Raw genomic sequence first — 18,883 nt, forward strand, 5'->3', positions numbered from 1 at the left:
TATGAGAAAACCGATATTATACAATTTTTTTATCATTTTCTTTAGTCTGATTGCAATTTCAGCATGTAAAAATGAGAAGCGGTCTGAGACTAAATCATTAGAAGCGAAAGATGAAACTAAATTCGGTAGATTAATTATTTCCGATAATAAGCATTATTTTCAAAAGGAAAATGGAGATCCTTTTTTCTGGTTAGGAGATACTGGTTGGCTGATGTTTAATAAACTGGATCGTAAGGAAATAAAGGAATATATAGAAGACAGAAAATCTAAAGAATTCAATGTAATTCAAGCTATGGTATTGCATACTCTGGAAGCATCCAATATTTATGGAGATAGTGCTTTGGTAAATGGAAATGTAACAGAACCTGTAATTAAGGAAGGATCTCAATTTTCAGACTCTTTGCAATACGATTTTTGGGATCATATAGATTATGCTGTTAAAACTGCAGAAGAAAATGAAATTTATATGGCATTAGTTCCGGTTTGGGGCGGCAATATTAAAAATGTAACGGAAGAACAGTCTAGGCAATATGGTAAATTTCTTGCTGAAAGATATAAAGATTATAAGAATGTAATTTGGTTAAACGGAGGGGATACTTTTGGTAACGAATATACAAATGTCTGGAATGCTCTTGGAGAAAGTTTGGATGAATACAATCCTAATAAATTAATTACTTTCCATCCAAGAGGCAGACACGACTCATCAGATTGGTTTCAGGAAGCAAGCTGGCTTGATTTTAATATGTTTCAATCGGGGCATCGTACTTACGATCAAGATGATACCGAAAGAGCTTATGGCGAGGATAACTGGAGATATGTAAAAAATGATTATAATTTAAAACCTGTTAGACCTACTTTGGATGGAGAACCCTCTTATGAAGGAATTCCATACGGTCTTCATGATACGCTATTACCATTTTGGAAAGCTCACGAAATTAGACGTTATGCATATTGGTCGGTTTTCGAAGGAGCGGCAGGATTTACTTACGGTCATAGTGCGGTAATGCAGATGCATAGCGAGCAGGATAAAACTGGAGCTTATGGCAATAAAATGTTATGGAAAGAAGCTCTTGATGAGCCAGGAGCAAAACAAATGAAGTATATTAAAAAGTTGATGCTCAATTATCCATTTTTCAGTAGAAAACCAGATTCTATTTTGGTAGCTAATAATGGAAAACGTTATGATTATTTACCCGCAACTAGCGGAGAAGGCTTTTCTATGGTTTATACCTATAACGGTAGAAAAATAGAAATCGATTCCGCAAACCTTGGATTTAAAAATTTTAATGCCTTTTGGTTTAATCCTAAAAATGGTAAAAAAACGGCTATAGAAAAACCTTCAAATTCGGAAAGCGAAGTTTTTTCATTTAAGCCTGAAGGAAATAAAGAAGAAGGAAACGATTGGGTATTAATACTAGAAAATAAAGCATAATGTATCGAAAAATTCAACTACTAATATTACTGTTTTTACCATACATAACTTTTGCTCAAGTCGACTGGATTAATATTGCCGAAAAAAGAAAAAATTTAAAAGATTCTGTTATTACTGAAGTAATACAGTCTGCTATTGATGAAGCTTCTGAAAATGGTGGTGGAACAGTTTACTTTCCAGCCGGCGATTATCTAACCGGAGCAATTCGTTTAAAAAGTAATATTACATTGCATCTTGATGCAGGCGCCATGTTACGTTTTTCTGATGATTTTAATGATTATTTACCTTTTGTAGAGATGAGGTGGGAGGGTACGGTAATGAAAAATTTCTCTCCTTTAATTTATGCATATGAAGTAGAAAATATTGCTATAATTGGCAGAGGAACTATCGATGGACAAGGTAGAAAATGGTGGTTAGAATTATATAGAATTGAAACTGCGGAAGAAAAACCGCCTAGAACCAAATTTCAGAAAATGTGGGTGGAGCAGAATAAGGGACTTAAAACTTCCGATTACTATCAGAGAACAATGAGCTGGGAATTCTTCAGGCCACCTTTGTTTCAGGCTTATCGTTCTAACAATATTTTAATTGAAGGAGTAACTATTCAAAACAGTCCTTTTTGGACCGTCAATCCGGCATTTTGTAATAATATTAGAATTACAGGCGTAACCATAAATAATCCGGAATCACCAAATACAGACGGAATTAATCCTACGTCCTGTAAAAATGTACATATTTCAGATAGCCATATAAGTGTAGGAGATGACTGTATAACTATTAAATCTGGTCGTGATGCCGACGGTAGAAAGTGGGCAACTCCAACAGAAAATGTAACCATTACAAATTGTACAATGCTCAGTGGTCACGGTGGTGTAGTAATTGGCAGTGAAATGAGTGGAGGAATCAAAAAAATTACAATTTCGAATTGCGTTTTCGACGGAACCGATCGAGGAATAAGACTTAAAACAGCACGTGGACGTGGTGGGGTAGTCGAGGATATTCGAGTTTCCAATATTGTTATGAATAACATTCAAAAAGAAGCGATTATGATGAATATGTTTTACGATCATAATAAAACTATTGAGCCAGTCACCGAAAGAACGCCAACATTTAGAAACATTCATTTTTCAGGAATTACCGGTAATAATATTAAAAAAGCGGGCTGGATAGCTGGGATTGAAGAAATGCCAGTAGAGAATATTTCTTTTTCAGATATTGATTTTCAATCTGAAGAAGGTTTTTATATTTCTGTAACTAAAAATGTAGAATTTCATGATGTCTCTGTAACTACCAAAATGGGCCCCTCTTTTGAATTTTTAAATTCTGAAAATATTGTCTTGGATAATATTGAATCTGAAAATCCACTAAAAAATACACCTGTAATTAAAATTGAAAATATAAAAAATATTGTTGTTAGAAACACGGCAATGTTTATGCCTTTCGACCTTTTTCTATCGGTATCAGGAGAAAAAACAAAAAATGTCTACTTGAGTGGTAATATATTGCCTAAAGCGAATAAAATATCAGAAATGGGTAAAGAAATATCAAATAATGTGATTATTACAAATAAGAACTAATGAAAAGAATATTTCTAATAGTAAGCTTAATCTTCGTTTTTTCTTGTAAAAATAAAACTGAAAAAAATGAAGTTTCAATCACGAACAATACGTCTGAATCTGAAGAAACTCAAAAAAAGAAATCGGATTCAGTATTTCTGTTTACCAGCTTCCGCGAACCTGCAGATGAAGGTCTTTATTTAGCCTATAGTGAAGATGGTTATAAGTGGGAAAATTTAGGAGGGCCTTTTCTTAAACCTACTGTTGGAAAAAGTAAAATAATGAGAGATCCTTCCGTGACAAAAGGGAGAGATAGCCTATATCATATGGTTTGGACAACCGATTGGCGTGGTGGTAATGGTTTTGGTTACGCCAGCACTACAGATTTCATTAACTGGAGTAAACCTAAAATAATTCCGGTAATGAAACATGAAAAAGAGGTAGTAAATGTTTGGGCGCCTGAACTTTTTTATGATAAAAAAAATCAGAGATTTATTATTTTATGGGCATCTACTATTCCTTTCAGATTTGAAAAAGGAGATGAGGAAGAAAAAAATAATCACAGAATGTATTATACCACCACTGTGAATTTTGAAGAATTTACCGATACAAAATTGTTCATGGATGCTGGGTTTAGTATGATTGATTGTGTTATTGTTTATAGAGGAAAAGATGATTATGTGCTTGTTTTAAAGGATAATACGCGACCAAATAGAAATCTAAAAGTTGCCTTTGGAAGTAATCCTCTAGGGCCATATCAAAATATCTCTAAATCATTCACAAACTTTCTAACAGAAGGCCCTACCGTGATACAACAGGATGCGAAATACATTATATATTACGATAATTATGGTGAGAAAAGCTTTGGTGCTGTTGAAACTGAAAATTTTAAAGAATTCAGAAATATAAGTGATAAAATTGAATTACCTGAGGGGCATAAACATGGAACAATTACTCGTATTTCAAGAAAGGTTTTAAACGGACTTATCGCCAAAAGCATGGAATGAAAAATTAAGATTTATTAATCTATTTTACATGCAATTAAATTTAGTGCAATTTAAAAGAGTATTAGCATCTTTTGTTTTTGGATTATCTGCTGTTATAAGCTATGGTCAAAAAATAGATACCGCAAAATATGTGGGTACTACATTATCTAATATCGATTATCATCATGGTCAGTTAAAACCAGCCGTAGGAACGCATGCAACTCAAATTATGAGAGCCTCCAGAGAGCATCCTGAAACGGCAGATAATTTGGGTTGGACTTATAACCATGCTCCAAATATCGCCTATTGGAATGATACCTTTTTTGTACAATACCTTAATGATTCTGTAAGTGAACATGTACCGCCAAGCACAACTTTGCTTATAACCTCGAAAAATGGAAAAAAATGGAGTAAACCTGAAATTATTTTCCCCGAGTATAAGCTTCCTGATGGGTGGACTAAAAAAGGAGTTGAAGGGGAGGCTAATAATATTACTGCGGTAATGCATCAAAGAATGGGGTTTTATAAAGCTTCTAACGGAAAGTTTTTGACACTAGCTTATTATGGAATTTCACTAAATGAAAAAGACAGTCCTAACGATGGGCGTGGTATAGGCCGTGTAGTTCGAGAAATTAAGAAAGATGGTAGTTTCGGAAAAATCTATTTTATAAGGTATAATAAAACATGGGATAAATCACTTTCCGAATTTCCATTTTATAATAAAAGTCGTGATAAAGATTTTCGGAAAGCATGTGAAGAGTTGCTCTCGAAACCCTTGATGATGCAGCAATGGGTGGAAGAACAGGATCGTGATGATCCGCTAATACCATTGCAAGATCAATTTAAAGCCTTTAGTTATTATCATCTAGACAAAAATAAAATTGTGGGCTGGTGGAAACATGCCTTAACATCAATGAGTCTTGATGGGGGGGGAAGTTGGGAGTATCACCCTATGCGTGCTCCCGGTTTTGTAAATAGTAATGCAAAAATATGGGGACAAAAAACTTCAGATGGTAAATATGCAACTGTTTATAATCCTTCTGAATTTCGATGGCCTTTAGCGATTTCAACCAGTAAAGATGGGCTTAACTTTGATAATCTCTTTTTAGTTCATGGAGAAATAAGTCCTATGCGATATGGAGGTAATTATAAATCTTACGGCCCTCAATATGTACGTGGAATTTTAGAAGGGAATGGGACACCGCCAGAGGGTAATCTTTGGGTAACATATAGTGTTAATAAAGAGGATATTTGGGTAGCTGAAGTCCCTGTGCCAGTAATAGCCAGCGTAAAAGATCATGTAGATGAAACTTTTAATGAGTTACCGGATGGAAAGGAACTGGATATGTGGAATTATTATGATCTCCAGTGGGCATCTGTAGGTATCGAACTTTTGGATGGAAAAAAATGGCTGGCCATAAAAGATAAAGATGCTTTCGATTATGCTAGGGTTGAAAGGATTATTCCTAAAACGAGCAATTTGCTGGCTAATTTTACGGTTAGGCCAGAACAAAATGATCATGGGATGTTGCAAATCGAATTTCAAAATGATAAAGGTTTGCCCGCCGTGAGATTTATATTTAACGAAAACGGCAAATTAATTTCTAAATCCGGTGCGCGTTTTAGGCATATTTTAGACTATGAGCCCGGTACGAATTATAAAATTGAAGTAAAATTAGAATCGTCCAAGCGATGGTACAAAATTACCGTAAATGACGAGCATAGTACTCAAAATGTATTTTATGCACCTGTCCATTCTTTTGAGAGGATTATGTTTCGAACAGGTGAACAACGACATTTTCCAACACCAGATACTCCAGCCGATAATTATACAGATTTAGACAATACTGGAAAGCAAATTCCGGAAGCAGTGTTTTATATTAATGGATTACAAACAAAAGATTTCTCGAAATAGATGAGAATAAGATTTTTCTATATTGAATATATCCTTCTAGCTTTCCTAATTGGCTGTGGAAGCCGGGTTGAAAACAATTTTGGACTTTCTGCCGAAAATATTGAAGAGATCAATCCTAAAATATCCATGCAATCTGAGCCAATTGGGATCCATCCTGAAAACGTGAACTTTGGATGGCAATTAAAATCTTCAGGTTTCGATGTAAAACAAACGGCTTATAGAATTCAACTGTCAGAAAAGAAAGATTCAGAGGATCTTCTATGGAATAGTGGAAAAATACATTCTGAAGAAAGTCAGCATATTCAATATTCTGGGCCTAAATTTAGTAATGCAAAAGATTATTATTGGAGAGTTGAAGTATGGACTAATAATTCTGGGTCTTCGAAAAGTGAGTGGAATCAATTTTATACCGCTCCATCTTTGGACAATTTAAAAGCTGAGTGGATTGGTGCAATCACCAGAGAAAATAGTCATCTTCCTAAAGGCCGAAAAATGCATGTACCTACTTTTAAGAAATCAAAGAGGGACTCTATAATTTCTGCCGCAAATCCTCTTGCTTCTCGAAGTATCATGCTTCGCAAAGATTTTGAAATCGACAAGGAGCTTCGATCAGCAAAAATTTATATTTCCGGGTTGGGGCATTATAAACTAAATATTAATGGAGCAGCTATTGGAAATAGCGAATTTGCGCCGCTTTGGACAGATTATGATAAAACAGTTTATTACAATATATACGATGTTACTAAGCAAATAAAGGAAGGAGCAAATGCGATAGGTGTGCTTTTAGGTAATGGAATGTACAATGTTATTGGTGAACGATATTCAAAATTCTTTGTGAGTTTTGGCCCACCGACATTATTTCTTCAATTAGATCTTACGTATGAAGATGGATCTGTTGAAAGTATTGTATCAGATAAAACCTGGAAATATGCTAAAAGTCCTATTACTTTTAATACAATTTTTGGAGGAGAAGATTATGATGCCAGAATGGAACAAAATGGATGGGATAAACCTGAATTTAAAGATGAAAACTGGCGGGAAGTAGTTATACAGCAAAGCCCAAAAGGAAAATTAGTGGCACAACTAGCACCACCGGTAAACGTAGATAAGACCTTTGATGTTGCAGAATCTGTAAAGCTTGAAGATACTATATATGTGCTTGATATGGGACAGAATCTGTCTGGATTTCCTAAAATTAAAGCTCGTGGGCGTAAAGGTCAAAAAATAAAAATATGGGTAGGTGAAAAGCTAAAAGAGGATGGAACAATTTCTCAGGGAGGCTCTGGGAAACCTTATTATTACGAATATACTTTTAAGGGAGAAGGAATAGAAGTTTGGCAACCTAATTTCAGTTATTACGGTTATCAATATATTCAGATAGAGGGAGCAAATTATATTAAAGAAGAAATCCAGAATGCACCTACAATTTTAAAGGTGCAGTCATTATTTTTGACTAATTCTTCAAAACCTGCAGGAACTTTTCAAAGTTCCAATGAAATTTTTAATCAAACTCATCAACTTATAGATGCAGCTATAAAAAGTAATTTTCATAGTGTTTTTACTGATTGTCCGCATCGTGAAAAATTAGGATGGTTGGAAGAAACTCATCTAAACGGTCCGGGTTTATTTTTCAACTACCATATAGAAGGATTTATCCCTAAGGTGATACAGGATATTGCAGATGCGCAACGGGAGAATGGTCTTATACCAAATATAGCTCCTGAATATATCGTTTTTGGAGGAGATTTTACTGATTCTCCAGAATGGGGTATAGCCGGAGTAATTTTGCCCTGGATGTATTATGAATATTATGGAGATCCTTCGTTGATTAAAAAATATTATCCGGTAATGAAGAAGTATGTAGATTATCTGTCTTCTACAGCAAAAAATCATATTGTAGATCACGGACTTGGTGACTGGTATGATTTCGGTGAACACGCCGCCGGATATGCAAAGAACACTCCCATAGCAGTATCGGCGACTAGTCATTATTTTTATGGTTCGAAATTTTTAGCCAAAGCAGCTAAAATGCTAGGTAATTCGGCTGATGCTCAAAAATATTCTAAACTCACGGAAGATATTAGAACTGCATTTAATTCCAAATTTTATAATTCAGACAATGGCAGCTATGCAACAGGAAGTCAGTTTAGCAATGCGGTGCCCATTTATATGGACATCGTTCAACCCGAAAATAAAGAAAAAGTATTGAAAAGCCTTATGGATACAATCAAGGCAAATGATTATCGGCTTACTACGGGCGATGTGGGTAATCGCTATTTATATCAAACACTGGCTGAAAATGGTGAAAATGAAACCATGTTTAAATTGCAAAATCATTATGAGACTCCAGGTTATGGTTTTCAGATTAAATTCGGATTAACCACACTTACTGAGCAATGGGATCCAAGAAACGGAAATTCTTTAAACCATTTTATGATGGGCCAAATCGAGGAATGGTTTTATAAAAGTCTAGCAGGAATTGTTCCTGATCCTGAACATCCAGGATTCAAGCATTTTTATTTAGAGCCTCAATTGGTGGGAGATATGAAATTTGTAAAAGCAACCTACCAATCAATATATGGCGAAATCGTTTCTGAATGGAGCAAACAAGCTAAGAAAAATGTCTTTAACTATAGTATTCCTTCTAACACTTCGGCAACTTTAAAGTTACCATCCTCTAAAAAATCTGAAGTTATGGTGAATGATAGAAAATTAGAAAACTATACACTTAGAAATAACAGAATCGAATTCAAACTAGGTTCGGGAAATTACAAAATCGTAATTAAAAATTAATGGACTACATAAAAAGTCATATCGTAAATATTTATAGCTGGAAGAGTATTATTCTTTTGCCTGTACTTTTTAGTGGTTTTTATTCATGGTCTCAGAATTCTGATAATAACTTTAATAAGCCTATTTCGAAAACGATTGAGGTGATTGAAGAAATATATAACATTAAAATAAACGATGATCGAAATCTTTTAGATAACAAAACGCTAGATTATGCTGATTGGCGCATCGAACAGAATAATTTGGAAGTCTCTCTTACCGCAATTCTTGCGCCATTCGATTTGATGTATTGGAAGGAGTCAGATTCGGTTTATAATATTCGGAAATTTGATTATCCACGACGGACTCCAGATGTTGGGAAAGAAAGGCTTCATTATTTAAATACGTTATATTCCAATAAACCAGAATGGGAAGAAAGAAAATCAATTTTGCAATCCTGTATTATCGATGCGTTGAAACTAGATAATGCCCCACAATTAGAAAATCCGAATATTATCTTAACCAAGAAACGAAAATACCAAGGTTATAGTGTCGAGAACATTGCGCTGGAAGTGGTTCCCGGAGTTTACACAAACGGCTCTATTTACAAACCTCAAAAAGTTAAGAATAAAGCAGCAGTAATTCTATCTCCCAACGGTCATTTTAGTAACGGTCGCTATCGAGAAAGCGAACAGATAAGATGTGCCAATTTGGCTAAAATGGGAGCGATAGTAGTTAGCTACGATCTATTTGCTTGGGGGGAATCGAGTTTACAATTTGAATCAAAGTATCATAAAACAAGTATTGCCCAAACCATGCAAGTTTTAAATGGCAAGAAATTACTAGATCATCTACTGGCACTTCCGAAGATAGACAGTAATAGAGTAGGCATTACCGGTGGTTCAGGAGGTGGTTCGCATAGTCTTTTTTTAACAGCAATTGATGATCGAATTAAGGTTTCGGTACCGGTGGTAATGGTTTCTTCTTATTTTTCAGGGGGATGCCCCTGTGAAAGTGGTCAGCCAATACATTTATGCGGGAACGGAACCAATAATGCTGAAATTTCTGCCATGGCTGCTCCAAGACCGCAACTAGTAATTTCTGATGGTGGAGATTGGACACAGCATGTGCCAGAATTGGAATATCCATATATAAAAAAAGTGTACTCGTTTTATAATGCTGAAGAAAATGTAAATAATGTTCATTTTCCAGATGAGGGGCATAATTATAAAGCATCAAAACGTAAAGCGATGTATGCATTTATGGCTGAAAAATTAGAGTTGGATTTGTCAAATATTATTGAAGACGGCAAAATTTCTGAAAATATTCAGATAGAAACAGAAAACCAAATGAAAGCTTTTGGCACAAATGGAGGAAATCTTCCAAAAAACAGCATTCATAATATTAATGAATTATATGCACTTTTTGGTTTAACCTATGATAAAGACAAGCATGATTAAACTTTTAAGCCATATTGGTATTATTTTAATGCTATTATTTTCTGATTCGTTGTTTGGACAGTCAGAAAATGACCTGAAGTTATGGTATGATAAACCGGCCGAAAATTGGAACGAAGCATTACCAATAGGAAATGGACGTTTAGGAGCAATGATTTTTGGTGACCCATCTGTAGAACGTTTACAACTAAACGAAGAAACGATCTGGGCCGGGCAGCCAAATAGTATTGCTCACAAAAAAGCTTTAAAAGCACTACCAGAGGTTCGTAAACTAATTTTTGAAGGAAAATACAAAGAAGCACAAGATTTGGCAACCACCGATATTCGATCGCAAACCAATAATGGAATGCCTTATCAAACATTTGGTAATGTTTATATTTCATTTCCAGGTCATAGCATTTACACCGACTATTATCGAGATCTTGATATTCAGAATGCAGTAGCTTCAATCTCTTATAAAGTTAATGGAGTGACTTACAAGCGAGAAATGCTATCTACTTTCAAAGATGATGTGGTTGTAATAAAGCTATCCGCAGATCAACCGGGAATGATCACCGCCAATATTTTAATGAATAGCCCGTACGATAAAACTGATCCGGTAAGTAGAGACGGTGTTATTATGCTCGATGGAACATCAAGTAATCATGAAGGCTTGCGCGGTGGTGTGGATTTTGAAGGACGTGTAGCTGTAACAACTAAAGGTGGTACGTCTATTTCTGAAAATGGAAATATTTCTATTAAAGATGCTAACGCTGCGACAATCTATATTTCTATTGCTACGAATTTTAAGAATTATAAAGATCTTTCTGAAGATGCTCGGGATAAAACAAAAAGTCTACTAAAATCCGCAAAACGAAGAGATTTTGAGACGATAAAAAAGGATCATATCGACTATTATAAGAAATTTTTTAATCGGGTTTCCTTAAAATTAGGGAGTACCGATGCGATGCATCAACCAACTAACCTTCGTATAAAACATTTTTCAGATCAGGATGATCCGCAATTGGTAGAATTGTATTTTCAGTTTGGAAGATATCTGCTTATTTCCAGTTCGCAGCCGGGCGGCCAGCCAGCAAACCTTCAGGGAATCTGGAATGATATGCTTTTCCCGCCATGGGAAAGTAAATATACTATGAATATTAATGCAGAAATGAATTACTGGCCTGCAGAGCTTACCAATTTGCCCGAAATGCATGAGCCTTTTATTCAACTAGCAAAGGATGTAAGTGAAACCGGAAAAGAAACTGCTAGGATCATGTACGGTGCAAATGGATGGGTACTGCATCATAACACCGATATCTGGAGAATTACCGGGCCAATCGATAATTCGCATTCCGGCATGTGGCCAAGCGGTGGTGCCTGGTTAATGCAAGATTTATGGGAACGCTATAATTATTCTGGTGATAAAGAATATCTGAGAGAGATTTATCCGATAATGAAAGGTTCGGCAGAATTCTTTCTTGATTTTATGATTTATCATCCCAAAGATAACTATTTAGTAGTAGTTCCCTCTAATTCTCCTGAGAATTCTCACGGAGGTGGCCAAGGTAATGCTTCGATTACTGCCGGAGCTACAATGGATCAGCAATTAGTGTTTGATCTGTTTACTCATACTGCCGAAGCTGCTGAAATTCTAAAAACTGATACTGATTTTATTCAGAAGTTGAAAACGGCGAAAGAAAAACTTGTGCCTATGCAAATAGGGCGATATGGCCAATTACAGGAATGGTTGGAAGACTGGGACGATCCGGAAGACGACCATCGTCATATTTCTCATTTATATGGACTATTCCCAAGTAACCAGATTTCGTCATTCAGAAATCCGGAATTATTTGAATCCACTAAAGTAGTTCTAGAACATCGCGGAGATAAATCTACCGGTTGGTCTATGGGTTGGAAAGTGAATTTATGGGCTCGTTTACTTGATGGTAATCACGCCTATAAACTTTTAAATGATCAGTTAAGCCTGATAGGGAGTGATGGAGGAGGAAGTTATTCTAATATGTTAGATGCACACCCACCCTTTCAAATAGATGGTAATTTTGGCGTTACCGCAGGAATTGCCGAAATGTTAATACAAAGTCATGAAGGCGCGATACATCTATTACCAGCATTACCAGATGTGTGGAAGGAAGGAGCTATAAAAGGAATTCGAGCAAGAGGTGGATTTACGATTGAAAATCTGGAATGGAAAAATAATAAAGTTAAAACGATAATAATAAAATCAAACCTGGGAGGGAATCTTCGGCTGCGTACTGCTTCAAAATTAGACTTGAAAAATCTAAAGTTGGCAAAAGGAGAAAATGTAAACCCATTTTTCAGAATTAATCCTATTCAGGAACCAATTATTAAAGATAAATCGAAAACAACGCAGCCTGATTTGCCAAAATATTATGAATACGATATTAAAACTGAAAAAGGTAAAACCTATACTTTTTCAGCAAAATAACATTTTATGAATCATCTAAAATTATATTTTCTATTAACCATTTTTATAATGAATTTTTCCTGTGATTCTCAAACTAAAGAGGATAATCAGGGAATAAAGTCTTCAAAATCCTTTGTTTTAAAGGTAGAAAATTTCAAGCAATACGTTGATAAATTTAATACTATGGAGGACGAGAATATTGTTCAAGCCATACCTAATGACAGTTCTTGGAATTGGATGAAGAAAAATATACCGCTATTTGAAACTTCACAAAAGAGCTTTGAAGAAATGTACTATTACCGCTGGTGGACGGCTAGAAAGCATATAAAGAAAACTCCTGAAGGATACGCCATAACCGAATTTCTTGTAGAACGCTCTTATGCTGATAAATGGAATTTAATAAGCTGTGCATTGAGCCATCATATTCACGAATTCAAATGGCTGCATAACCGGGATTATATTGATCAGGATGTGCATGTTTGGTTCCGCGGAAATGAGGGGGGAAACATGGAAAAACTGCGAACATTTAGTAGTTGGACCGCTGCGAGTCTTTACGATAAATACTTGGTAGACTGGAATGAGAAATATTTAATGGATATGTATCCAGATCTGGTAGGGGAATATGAAGCTTGGGAAGAAGATCGAATGAGGGAAGACGGCCTTTTTTGGCAGCATGATGTGAAAGATGGAATGGAAGAATCTTTGAGCGGAGGGCGCCATGTTAAGAATGCTCGACCAACTATTAATAGCTATATGTACGGTAACGCAATGGCACTCGCTAAAATGGCTAAAATGAATGGTGATCAAGAGCTTTCTCAAAAATTTGAAAAGAAAGCGGACACTTTAAAAAAGTTAGTCCAAGAGAAATTATGGAATTCTAAGGATCAATTTTTTGAGACATTTACTGAAAATGATACCTGTGCAAATGTGCGGGAAGCTATTGGTTTTATTCCTTGGTATTTTAACCTTCCCAATGAAGATTCAAAATATAATGAAGCTTGGAAACAGGTTAAAGATGAAGAAGGATTTTTAGCACCTTTTGGCTTAACTACTGCGGAACAAAGAAGTCCAAGATTTAGAACTCACGGCACTGGCACTTGTGAATGGGATGGAGCCGTTTGGCCTTTCGCCACTTCACAAACAATGACTGCAATGGCCAATTTCATGAACAATTATAACCAGGATATCATTGAAAAAAATGACTATTACGAGTTAATGAATTTATATGTGGAATCTCAATACTATCGTGGCCGGCCTTACATTGGTGAATATCTTGACGAATCTACGGGTTACTGGTTAATGGGCGATCGGGAAAGAAGCCGTTATTATAATCATTCTACGTTTAATGATCTGGTAATTACCGGACTTGTAGGTTTACGCCCTCGAGCAGATGAAAAAATTGAAGTAAATCCACTTATTCCAGAAGATCAGTGGGATTATTTCTGTCTGGATAATGTACTCTATCATGGAGATATTTTGACAATTCTGTGGGATAAAACCGGCGAACATTACAACAAAGGAAAAGGCTTTAAAATTTTTAGGAATGGTAACGAGATCGCATCTGCTAAAAGCTTAAAACGAATAATTTCAGAATAAAATGAAAGAGAAAATAAAATCTATTTTAATAGTATTCGCACTTGTTTTAAGTTCAGGATTCGTTAATGCACAAAGCGGAATAACATTGAAGGAACTGGAATGTGAAATGCTAGAAAATCCTTTAGGGATAGATGTGGTCAAACCTCGTTTAAGCTGGAAAATTGAAACCGATAAACCTCAGATAATTCAGGAAGCTTATCATATTATGGTGGCTTCCAGTAAGGAAAAACTGGAGAATAATGAAGCAGATTTATGGGATAGTGGTAAAGTTAAAAGTGATAGTTCTATTAACGTTACCTACGGCGGCGAAGAACTTGATAGTAAAGACGAAGCATTTTGGAAGGTCAAAATTTGGACGAATAAAGGGGAAACTAACTGGAGCGAAACAAACTTTTGGAGTATGGGTATCCTTACTTATGCTGAATGGAAATCTACACGCTGGATAGGTTATAATCAACTTTTCCCGGGAGATAGTATTGGTCAGTTTTCAAGATTGTCGGCAAGATACATCAGAAAGAACTTTGAATTAGAAAAGCCGATTAAAACAGCAAAGATTTATCTAATGGGAATGGGGCTTTATGAACTTTATATTAATGGCAATCAGATAGGAGATCAGGTATTGGCTCCGGTTCCTACTGATTATACTAAAAATGTGAAGTACAATGTATTTGATGTAACTAAAGAGCTTGCTTCAGGAAAAAACGTTATAGGAACAATTCTAGGTAATGGTCGATATTTTGCAATGCGCCAAGAATATAAGCCTTATAAAATTAAGAATTTCGGATTTCCGAAAATGGCTTTGCAGCTAGTCGTAGAATATACGGATGGTACTTCAGACACTATTAAAACCGACGAAAGCTGTAAGTTTACCGCAAATGGGCCTATTCGTGCTAATAATGAATACGATGGGGAAACCTATGATGCTCGTATGGAAATACCGAAATGGAATACGCTTGATTTTGATGATTCAGATTGGATGAATTTGATGTGGGTTCAGGAGCCAGGTGGATTTTACGAAGGTCAGATGACTCCCAATATGAAGGTAAAAGATACCGTGATGCCGATTTCTGTAAAACAGAAAGATGACAGCTACATACTCGATATGGGACAAAACATGGTAGGCTGGTTACAGATAAAAGTAAATGGTGAACGTGGTGATACCATAAAATTGAAGTTTGCTGAATCTCTTAAAGAAGATGGATCTTTATATACGGCAAATCTAAGGGATGCAAGAGTAACCGATCGCTATATTTTAAAAGGTGGAAGAACCGAAACATGGGAGCCAAAATTTGTTTATCATGGTTTTCGTTTTGTGAAAATCACCGGATTAAAGTCCAAGCCCAAAATGGAGGATTTCATAGGTAAGGTCGTATATGATGATATGGAAACGGTGGGTGTTTTTGAATCTTCTAATCCAGTAATGAACCAAGTTTACAAAAATGCCTATTGGGGAATTCGCGGAAATTATAAAGGTATGCCAATTGATTGTCCGCAACGAAATGAGCGCCAACCTTGGTTAGGTGACCGTACTACCGGCGCATATGGAGAAAGTTTCATTTTTGATAATCAAACATTGTATTCAAAATGGTTAGACGATATTAAGTATTCACAAACCTTAGATGGTGGTATTCCCGATGTGGCTCCGGCATTTTGGAGATATTACGGTGATGGCGTAACCTGGCAAGGAACGTATATTACTGTTGCCGATATGCTATATAAGCAGTATGGTGATCTTTCCGGAATCGAAAAGCATTATCCCTATATGAAAAAATGGATAAAGTATATGGAGGCTAATTACCTGAAAGATGACCTAATGACTAAAGATAAATATGGTGATTGGTGTGTTCCTCCAGAATCGCTGGAAATTATCCGCGCACAAGATCCAGAACTGCTAACCGATGGCGATGTGCTCTCTAGTGCTTTTTATTATTATCTGCTGAATTTAATGGAAAAATTTGCAGGACTTATCGATACTGATAAACAAGATATTGTCTATTACCAGGATCTTTCAGAAAGATTAAAAAAAGCCTTTAATGAAAAATACCTGGATAAATCAAAATTGATTTATGCAAATAATACAGTGACCGCCAACGTGCTTCCACTAGCATTTGGGATGGTTCCCAAGGAGTATGAGCAGCAGGTTTTTGAAAATATGACGCATGAGATTGAAGTAAATAAAAACAGTCATATCAGCACGGGTGTAGTGGGTACTCAGTTTTTAATGCGAACGCTTACCAACTTCGGTCGCTCTGATTTGGCGTATACGCTGGCAAGTAATAAAACCTACCCGAGTTGGGGATATATGGCCGAAAACGGAGCAACAACTATTTGGGAACTATGGAACGGTAATACTGCTGATCCAGAAATGAATTCTCAGAATCACGTGATGTTGCTTGGTGACCTTATGATTTGGTATTATGAAGATATGGCCGGAATAAAATCTGATCCCAAAACCCAGGGTTTTAAAAAGATATTAATGGAACCACATTTTGATGCCGGTTTGGATTACGTCGATGCTTCTTACGATTCCAGTTATGGATTAATCAAAAGTCACTGGAAAAAAAATGGTACGAAGTTGAATTGGAAAATTACAATTCCACCGAATACTTCGGCAAAAGTTAAGGTGCCAGGATCTAAAATTTCTAAAGTGAAAATTAATGGTCAGGGACCTGAAAGTATTGCTGAAAATGTTTCGATAAAAGAAGGTCAGGTACTGTTTGAACTTCTATCGGGCGATTACACGATCAAAACTAACTAAATGAAATTCATTTTAAAAAATATGAAAACCTATCAGTTATTTGTGAGCTTATTGTTATTGATTTTTTCAATATCCTGCCAAAATCAGGAAAAGAAAGAGGAAAAATCTAAGAATGAAAAAATAGCCCTACAAGAAAAAACCTGGAAAGAAGGAATTGTTTCTGAAGAGTACATTTATAAAACAGCGCCTTATCCATCTGCCCATGCAGCAACAATAGTGGAAACCTCTGCCGGTGATTTAATTGCGGCATGGTTTGGAGGAACTCATGAACGCAATCCAGATGTTGGTATTTGGCTAAGTAAACGTACTGATAATGGTTGGACGGAAGGAGTTGAGGTTGCCAATGGAGTTATTAACGACACATTACGTTATCCTAGCTGGAATCCTGTTTTATATCAAATACCTGATGGTGATTTATTGCTTTTTTATAAAGTTGGGCCACATCCATCAACCTGGTGGGGAATGCTGAAGCGATCTTCAGACGGAGGAAAAACTTGGTCTGAAGCTGAAAAGCTTCCGGAAGGCTATTTGGGACCTATCAAAAATAAGCCTGTTTTGGTAGATGATAACAAACTAATTCTTCCTTCCAGTGTAGAGGGTAATGGTTGGAATCTAAAAATGGAATCTACACCAGACTTTGGTAAAACATGGAATACAACCGATACAATCCCTAACGGTAAAAAAGATATTCAAGCAATACAACCGAGTATTTTGGTTCATGAAAACGGTAAACTACAAGCAATAGGACGAACCAAAAATAGAGCTTTGTTTACCACTTGGTCTGAAGATAATGGCAAAACTTGGTCTGAGGTAGATTTGCTTTCTATTCCTAATAATAATTCAGGAACAGATGCTGTAACTATGAAAAATGGAAAACATGCTTTAATATATAATCATGTTCTTCCAGACGGAGATAATTATAAAGGGAAACGTTCTCCGCTAAATTTAGCAATTTCAAAAGATGGAATAAATTGGGATGCTGCATTGGTTTTAGAGGATTCAAAAATTAGCCAGTACTCGTACCCGGCAATCATACAGGGGTCTGACGGAATGCTTCATGCAGTTTATACTTGGAGAAGACAGCGGATAAAATATGTGAAGATCGATCCTAAAAAACTGGTGACTTTCCCGATTGAAAATGGAGAATGGCCGGGGCCGGTTGATGAACGTTATAAGGTAGGAGTATGCGATTGGATGATTTTGAAACGGCAAAAGTTGAGTGCTTTTGAATTGGCTAAAGAAATTAGTGCAGACGGTATTGAACTCGATATGGGGAGTTTGGGCAACCGCGATACTTTTGAGAGTAAACTGAATGATCCTAAAGAGCGGGAAAAGTTCTTGAATAAATCAGATTCTACAGGAGTTGAAATTTCTTCAATCGCTATGTCTGGTTTCTATGCACAATCTTTTGCCGAGCGTCCTACGGTAAAGCAGATGGTAGGAGACTGTATAGAGACAATGAAGAATATGGGTGTTTCGGTAGCTTATTTACCACTGGGTGTTACTAACGATTTAAATAAATATCCTGAACTAAGACCTGAAATTGTAGAGCGATTACGTTGGGCAGCAGAGCAAGTAAACGAAATTGATGGAGTGATCGCAATTGAGACTTCTTTGAGCGCTTCAGAAGAGAAAGAATTGCTAGAAGAAATCGGTAACAAAAACATCAAAATTTCCTTCAACTTTTCAAAATCAGTAGAAAATGGCTGGGACATTTCTAAAGAACTAAAAACACTTGGCAGGGATAATATTGCGCAAATTCATGCCTCTACTACAGATGGTGTATGGCTTGAGAATAATAAAGATATTGACCTTCCGAAGATTAAGAAGACATTAGATAATATGTACTGGAAGGGTTGGTTGCTCGTAGAGCGCTCTCGGGATACATCTATGGTACGCGATGTAAAAGCGAATTACGGAGCTAACGTAAAATATCTGAAAGAAGTTTTTCAGAAAAAAGCCCCAAAATAATTGTATTTCAAATTG

The 18,883-nt window shown here is 36.0% G+C and carries 10 protein-coding genes; all 10 read left to right on the forward strand.

Annotated features, from left to right (window positions below):
• Window position 1: 1 nt before the first annotated feature.
• The 10 genes from PBT89_RS05405 to PBT89_RS05450 are packed head-to-tail and all read left to right on the forward strand — an operon-like array spanning window position 2 to window position 18,868.
• Window positions 2–1,432: a glycoside hydrolase family 140 protein gene (locus PBT89_RS05405; RefSeq protein ID WP_270063736.1), complete on the forward strand. Its 1,431-nt coding sequence runs from the start codon at window positions 2–4 to the stop codon at window positions 1,430–1,432.
• Window positions 1,432–3,009, forward strand: a complete 1,578-nt coding sequence (locus PBT89_RS05410) for a glycoside hydrolase family 28 protein (protein WP_270063737.1) — start codon at window positions 1,432–1,434, stop codon at window positions 3,007–3,009. Before PBT89_RS05405 ends, PBT89_RS05410 begins: the two co-directional genes overlap by 1 nt.
• A complete protein-coding gene (locus PBT89_RS05415; RefSeq protein ID WP_270063738.1) occupies window positions 3,009–3,995 on the forward strand; it encodes a glycoside hydrolase family 43 protein in 987 nt (328 codons plus the stop codon). The genes PBT89_RS05410 and PBT89_RS05415 overlap by 1 nt, the downstream gene beginning before the upstream one ends.
• A 28-nt stretch (window positions 3,996–4,023) precedes the next feature.
• Window positions 4,024–5,889 carry a six-hairpin glycosidase gene (locus PBT89_RS05420; RefSeq protein WP_270063739.1) on the forward strand — a complete coding sequence of 622 codons (1,866 nt, stop codon included), beginning with the start codon at window positions 4,024–4,026 and terminating at the stop codon, window positions 5,887–5,889.
• On the forward strand, window positions 5,890–8,682 hold the full coding sequence (locus tag PBT89_RS05425; RefSeq protein WP_270063740.1) for an alpha-L-rhamnosidase: 2,793 nt from the start codon (window positions 5,890–5,892) through the stop codon (window positions 8,680–8,682). It begins immediately after the preceding gene.
• Window positions 8,682–10,118, forward strand: coding sequence for an alpha/beta hydrolase family protein (locus PBT89_RS05430; protein ID WP_270063741.1), 1,437 nt, complete (start codon window positions 8,682–8,684; stop codon window positions 10,116–10,118). The genes PBT89_RS05425 and PBT89_RS05430 overlap by 1 nt, the downstream gene beginning before the upstream one ends.
• The gene (locus PBT89_RS05435) at window positions 10,111–12,564 is read left to right on the forward strand and encodes a glycoside hydrolase family 95 protein (protein WP_270063742.1); all 2,454 of its coding nucleotides are present in this window, start codon (window positions 10,111–10,113) and stop codon (window positions 12,562–12,564) included. The genes PBT89_RS05430 and PBT89_RS05435 overlap by 8 nt, the downstream gene beginning before the upstream one ends.
• A gap of 6 nt (window positions 12,565–12,570) precedes the next feature.
• Entirely contained in the window at window positions 12,571–14,139 is a 1,569-nt protein-coding gene (locus tag PBT89_RS05440) for an MGH1-like glycoside hydrolase domain-containing protein (protein WP_270063743.1), read from the forward strand.
• A gap of 1 nt (window position 14,140) precedes the next feature.
• Window positions 14,141–16,897, forward strand: a complete 2,757-nt coding sequence (locus PBT89_RS05445) for an alpha-L-rhamnosidase (protein ID WP_270063744.1) — start codon at window positions 14,141–14,143, stop codon at window positions 16,895–16,897.
• The gene (locus tag PBT89_RS05450) at window positions 16,898–18,868 is read left to right on the forward strand and encodes an exo-alpha-sialidase (protein ID WP_270063745.1); all 1,971 of its coding nucleotides are present in this window, start codon (window positions 16,898–16,900) and stop codon (window positions 18,866–18,868) included.
• The last annotated feature ends 15 nt before the right edge of the window (window positions 18,869–18,883 follow it).

Source organism: Zunongwangia sp. HRR-M8 (genome assembly GCF_027594405.1).
In the GTDB taxonomy this organism is placed as follows: Bacteria; Bacteroidota; Bacteroidia; order Flavobacteriales; family Flavobacteriaceae; genus Zunongwangia.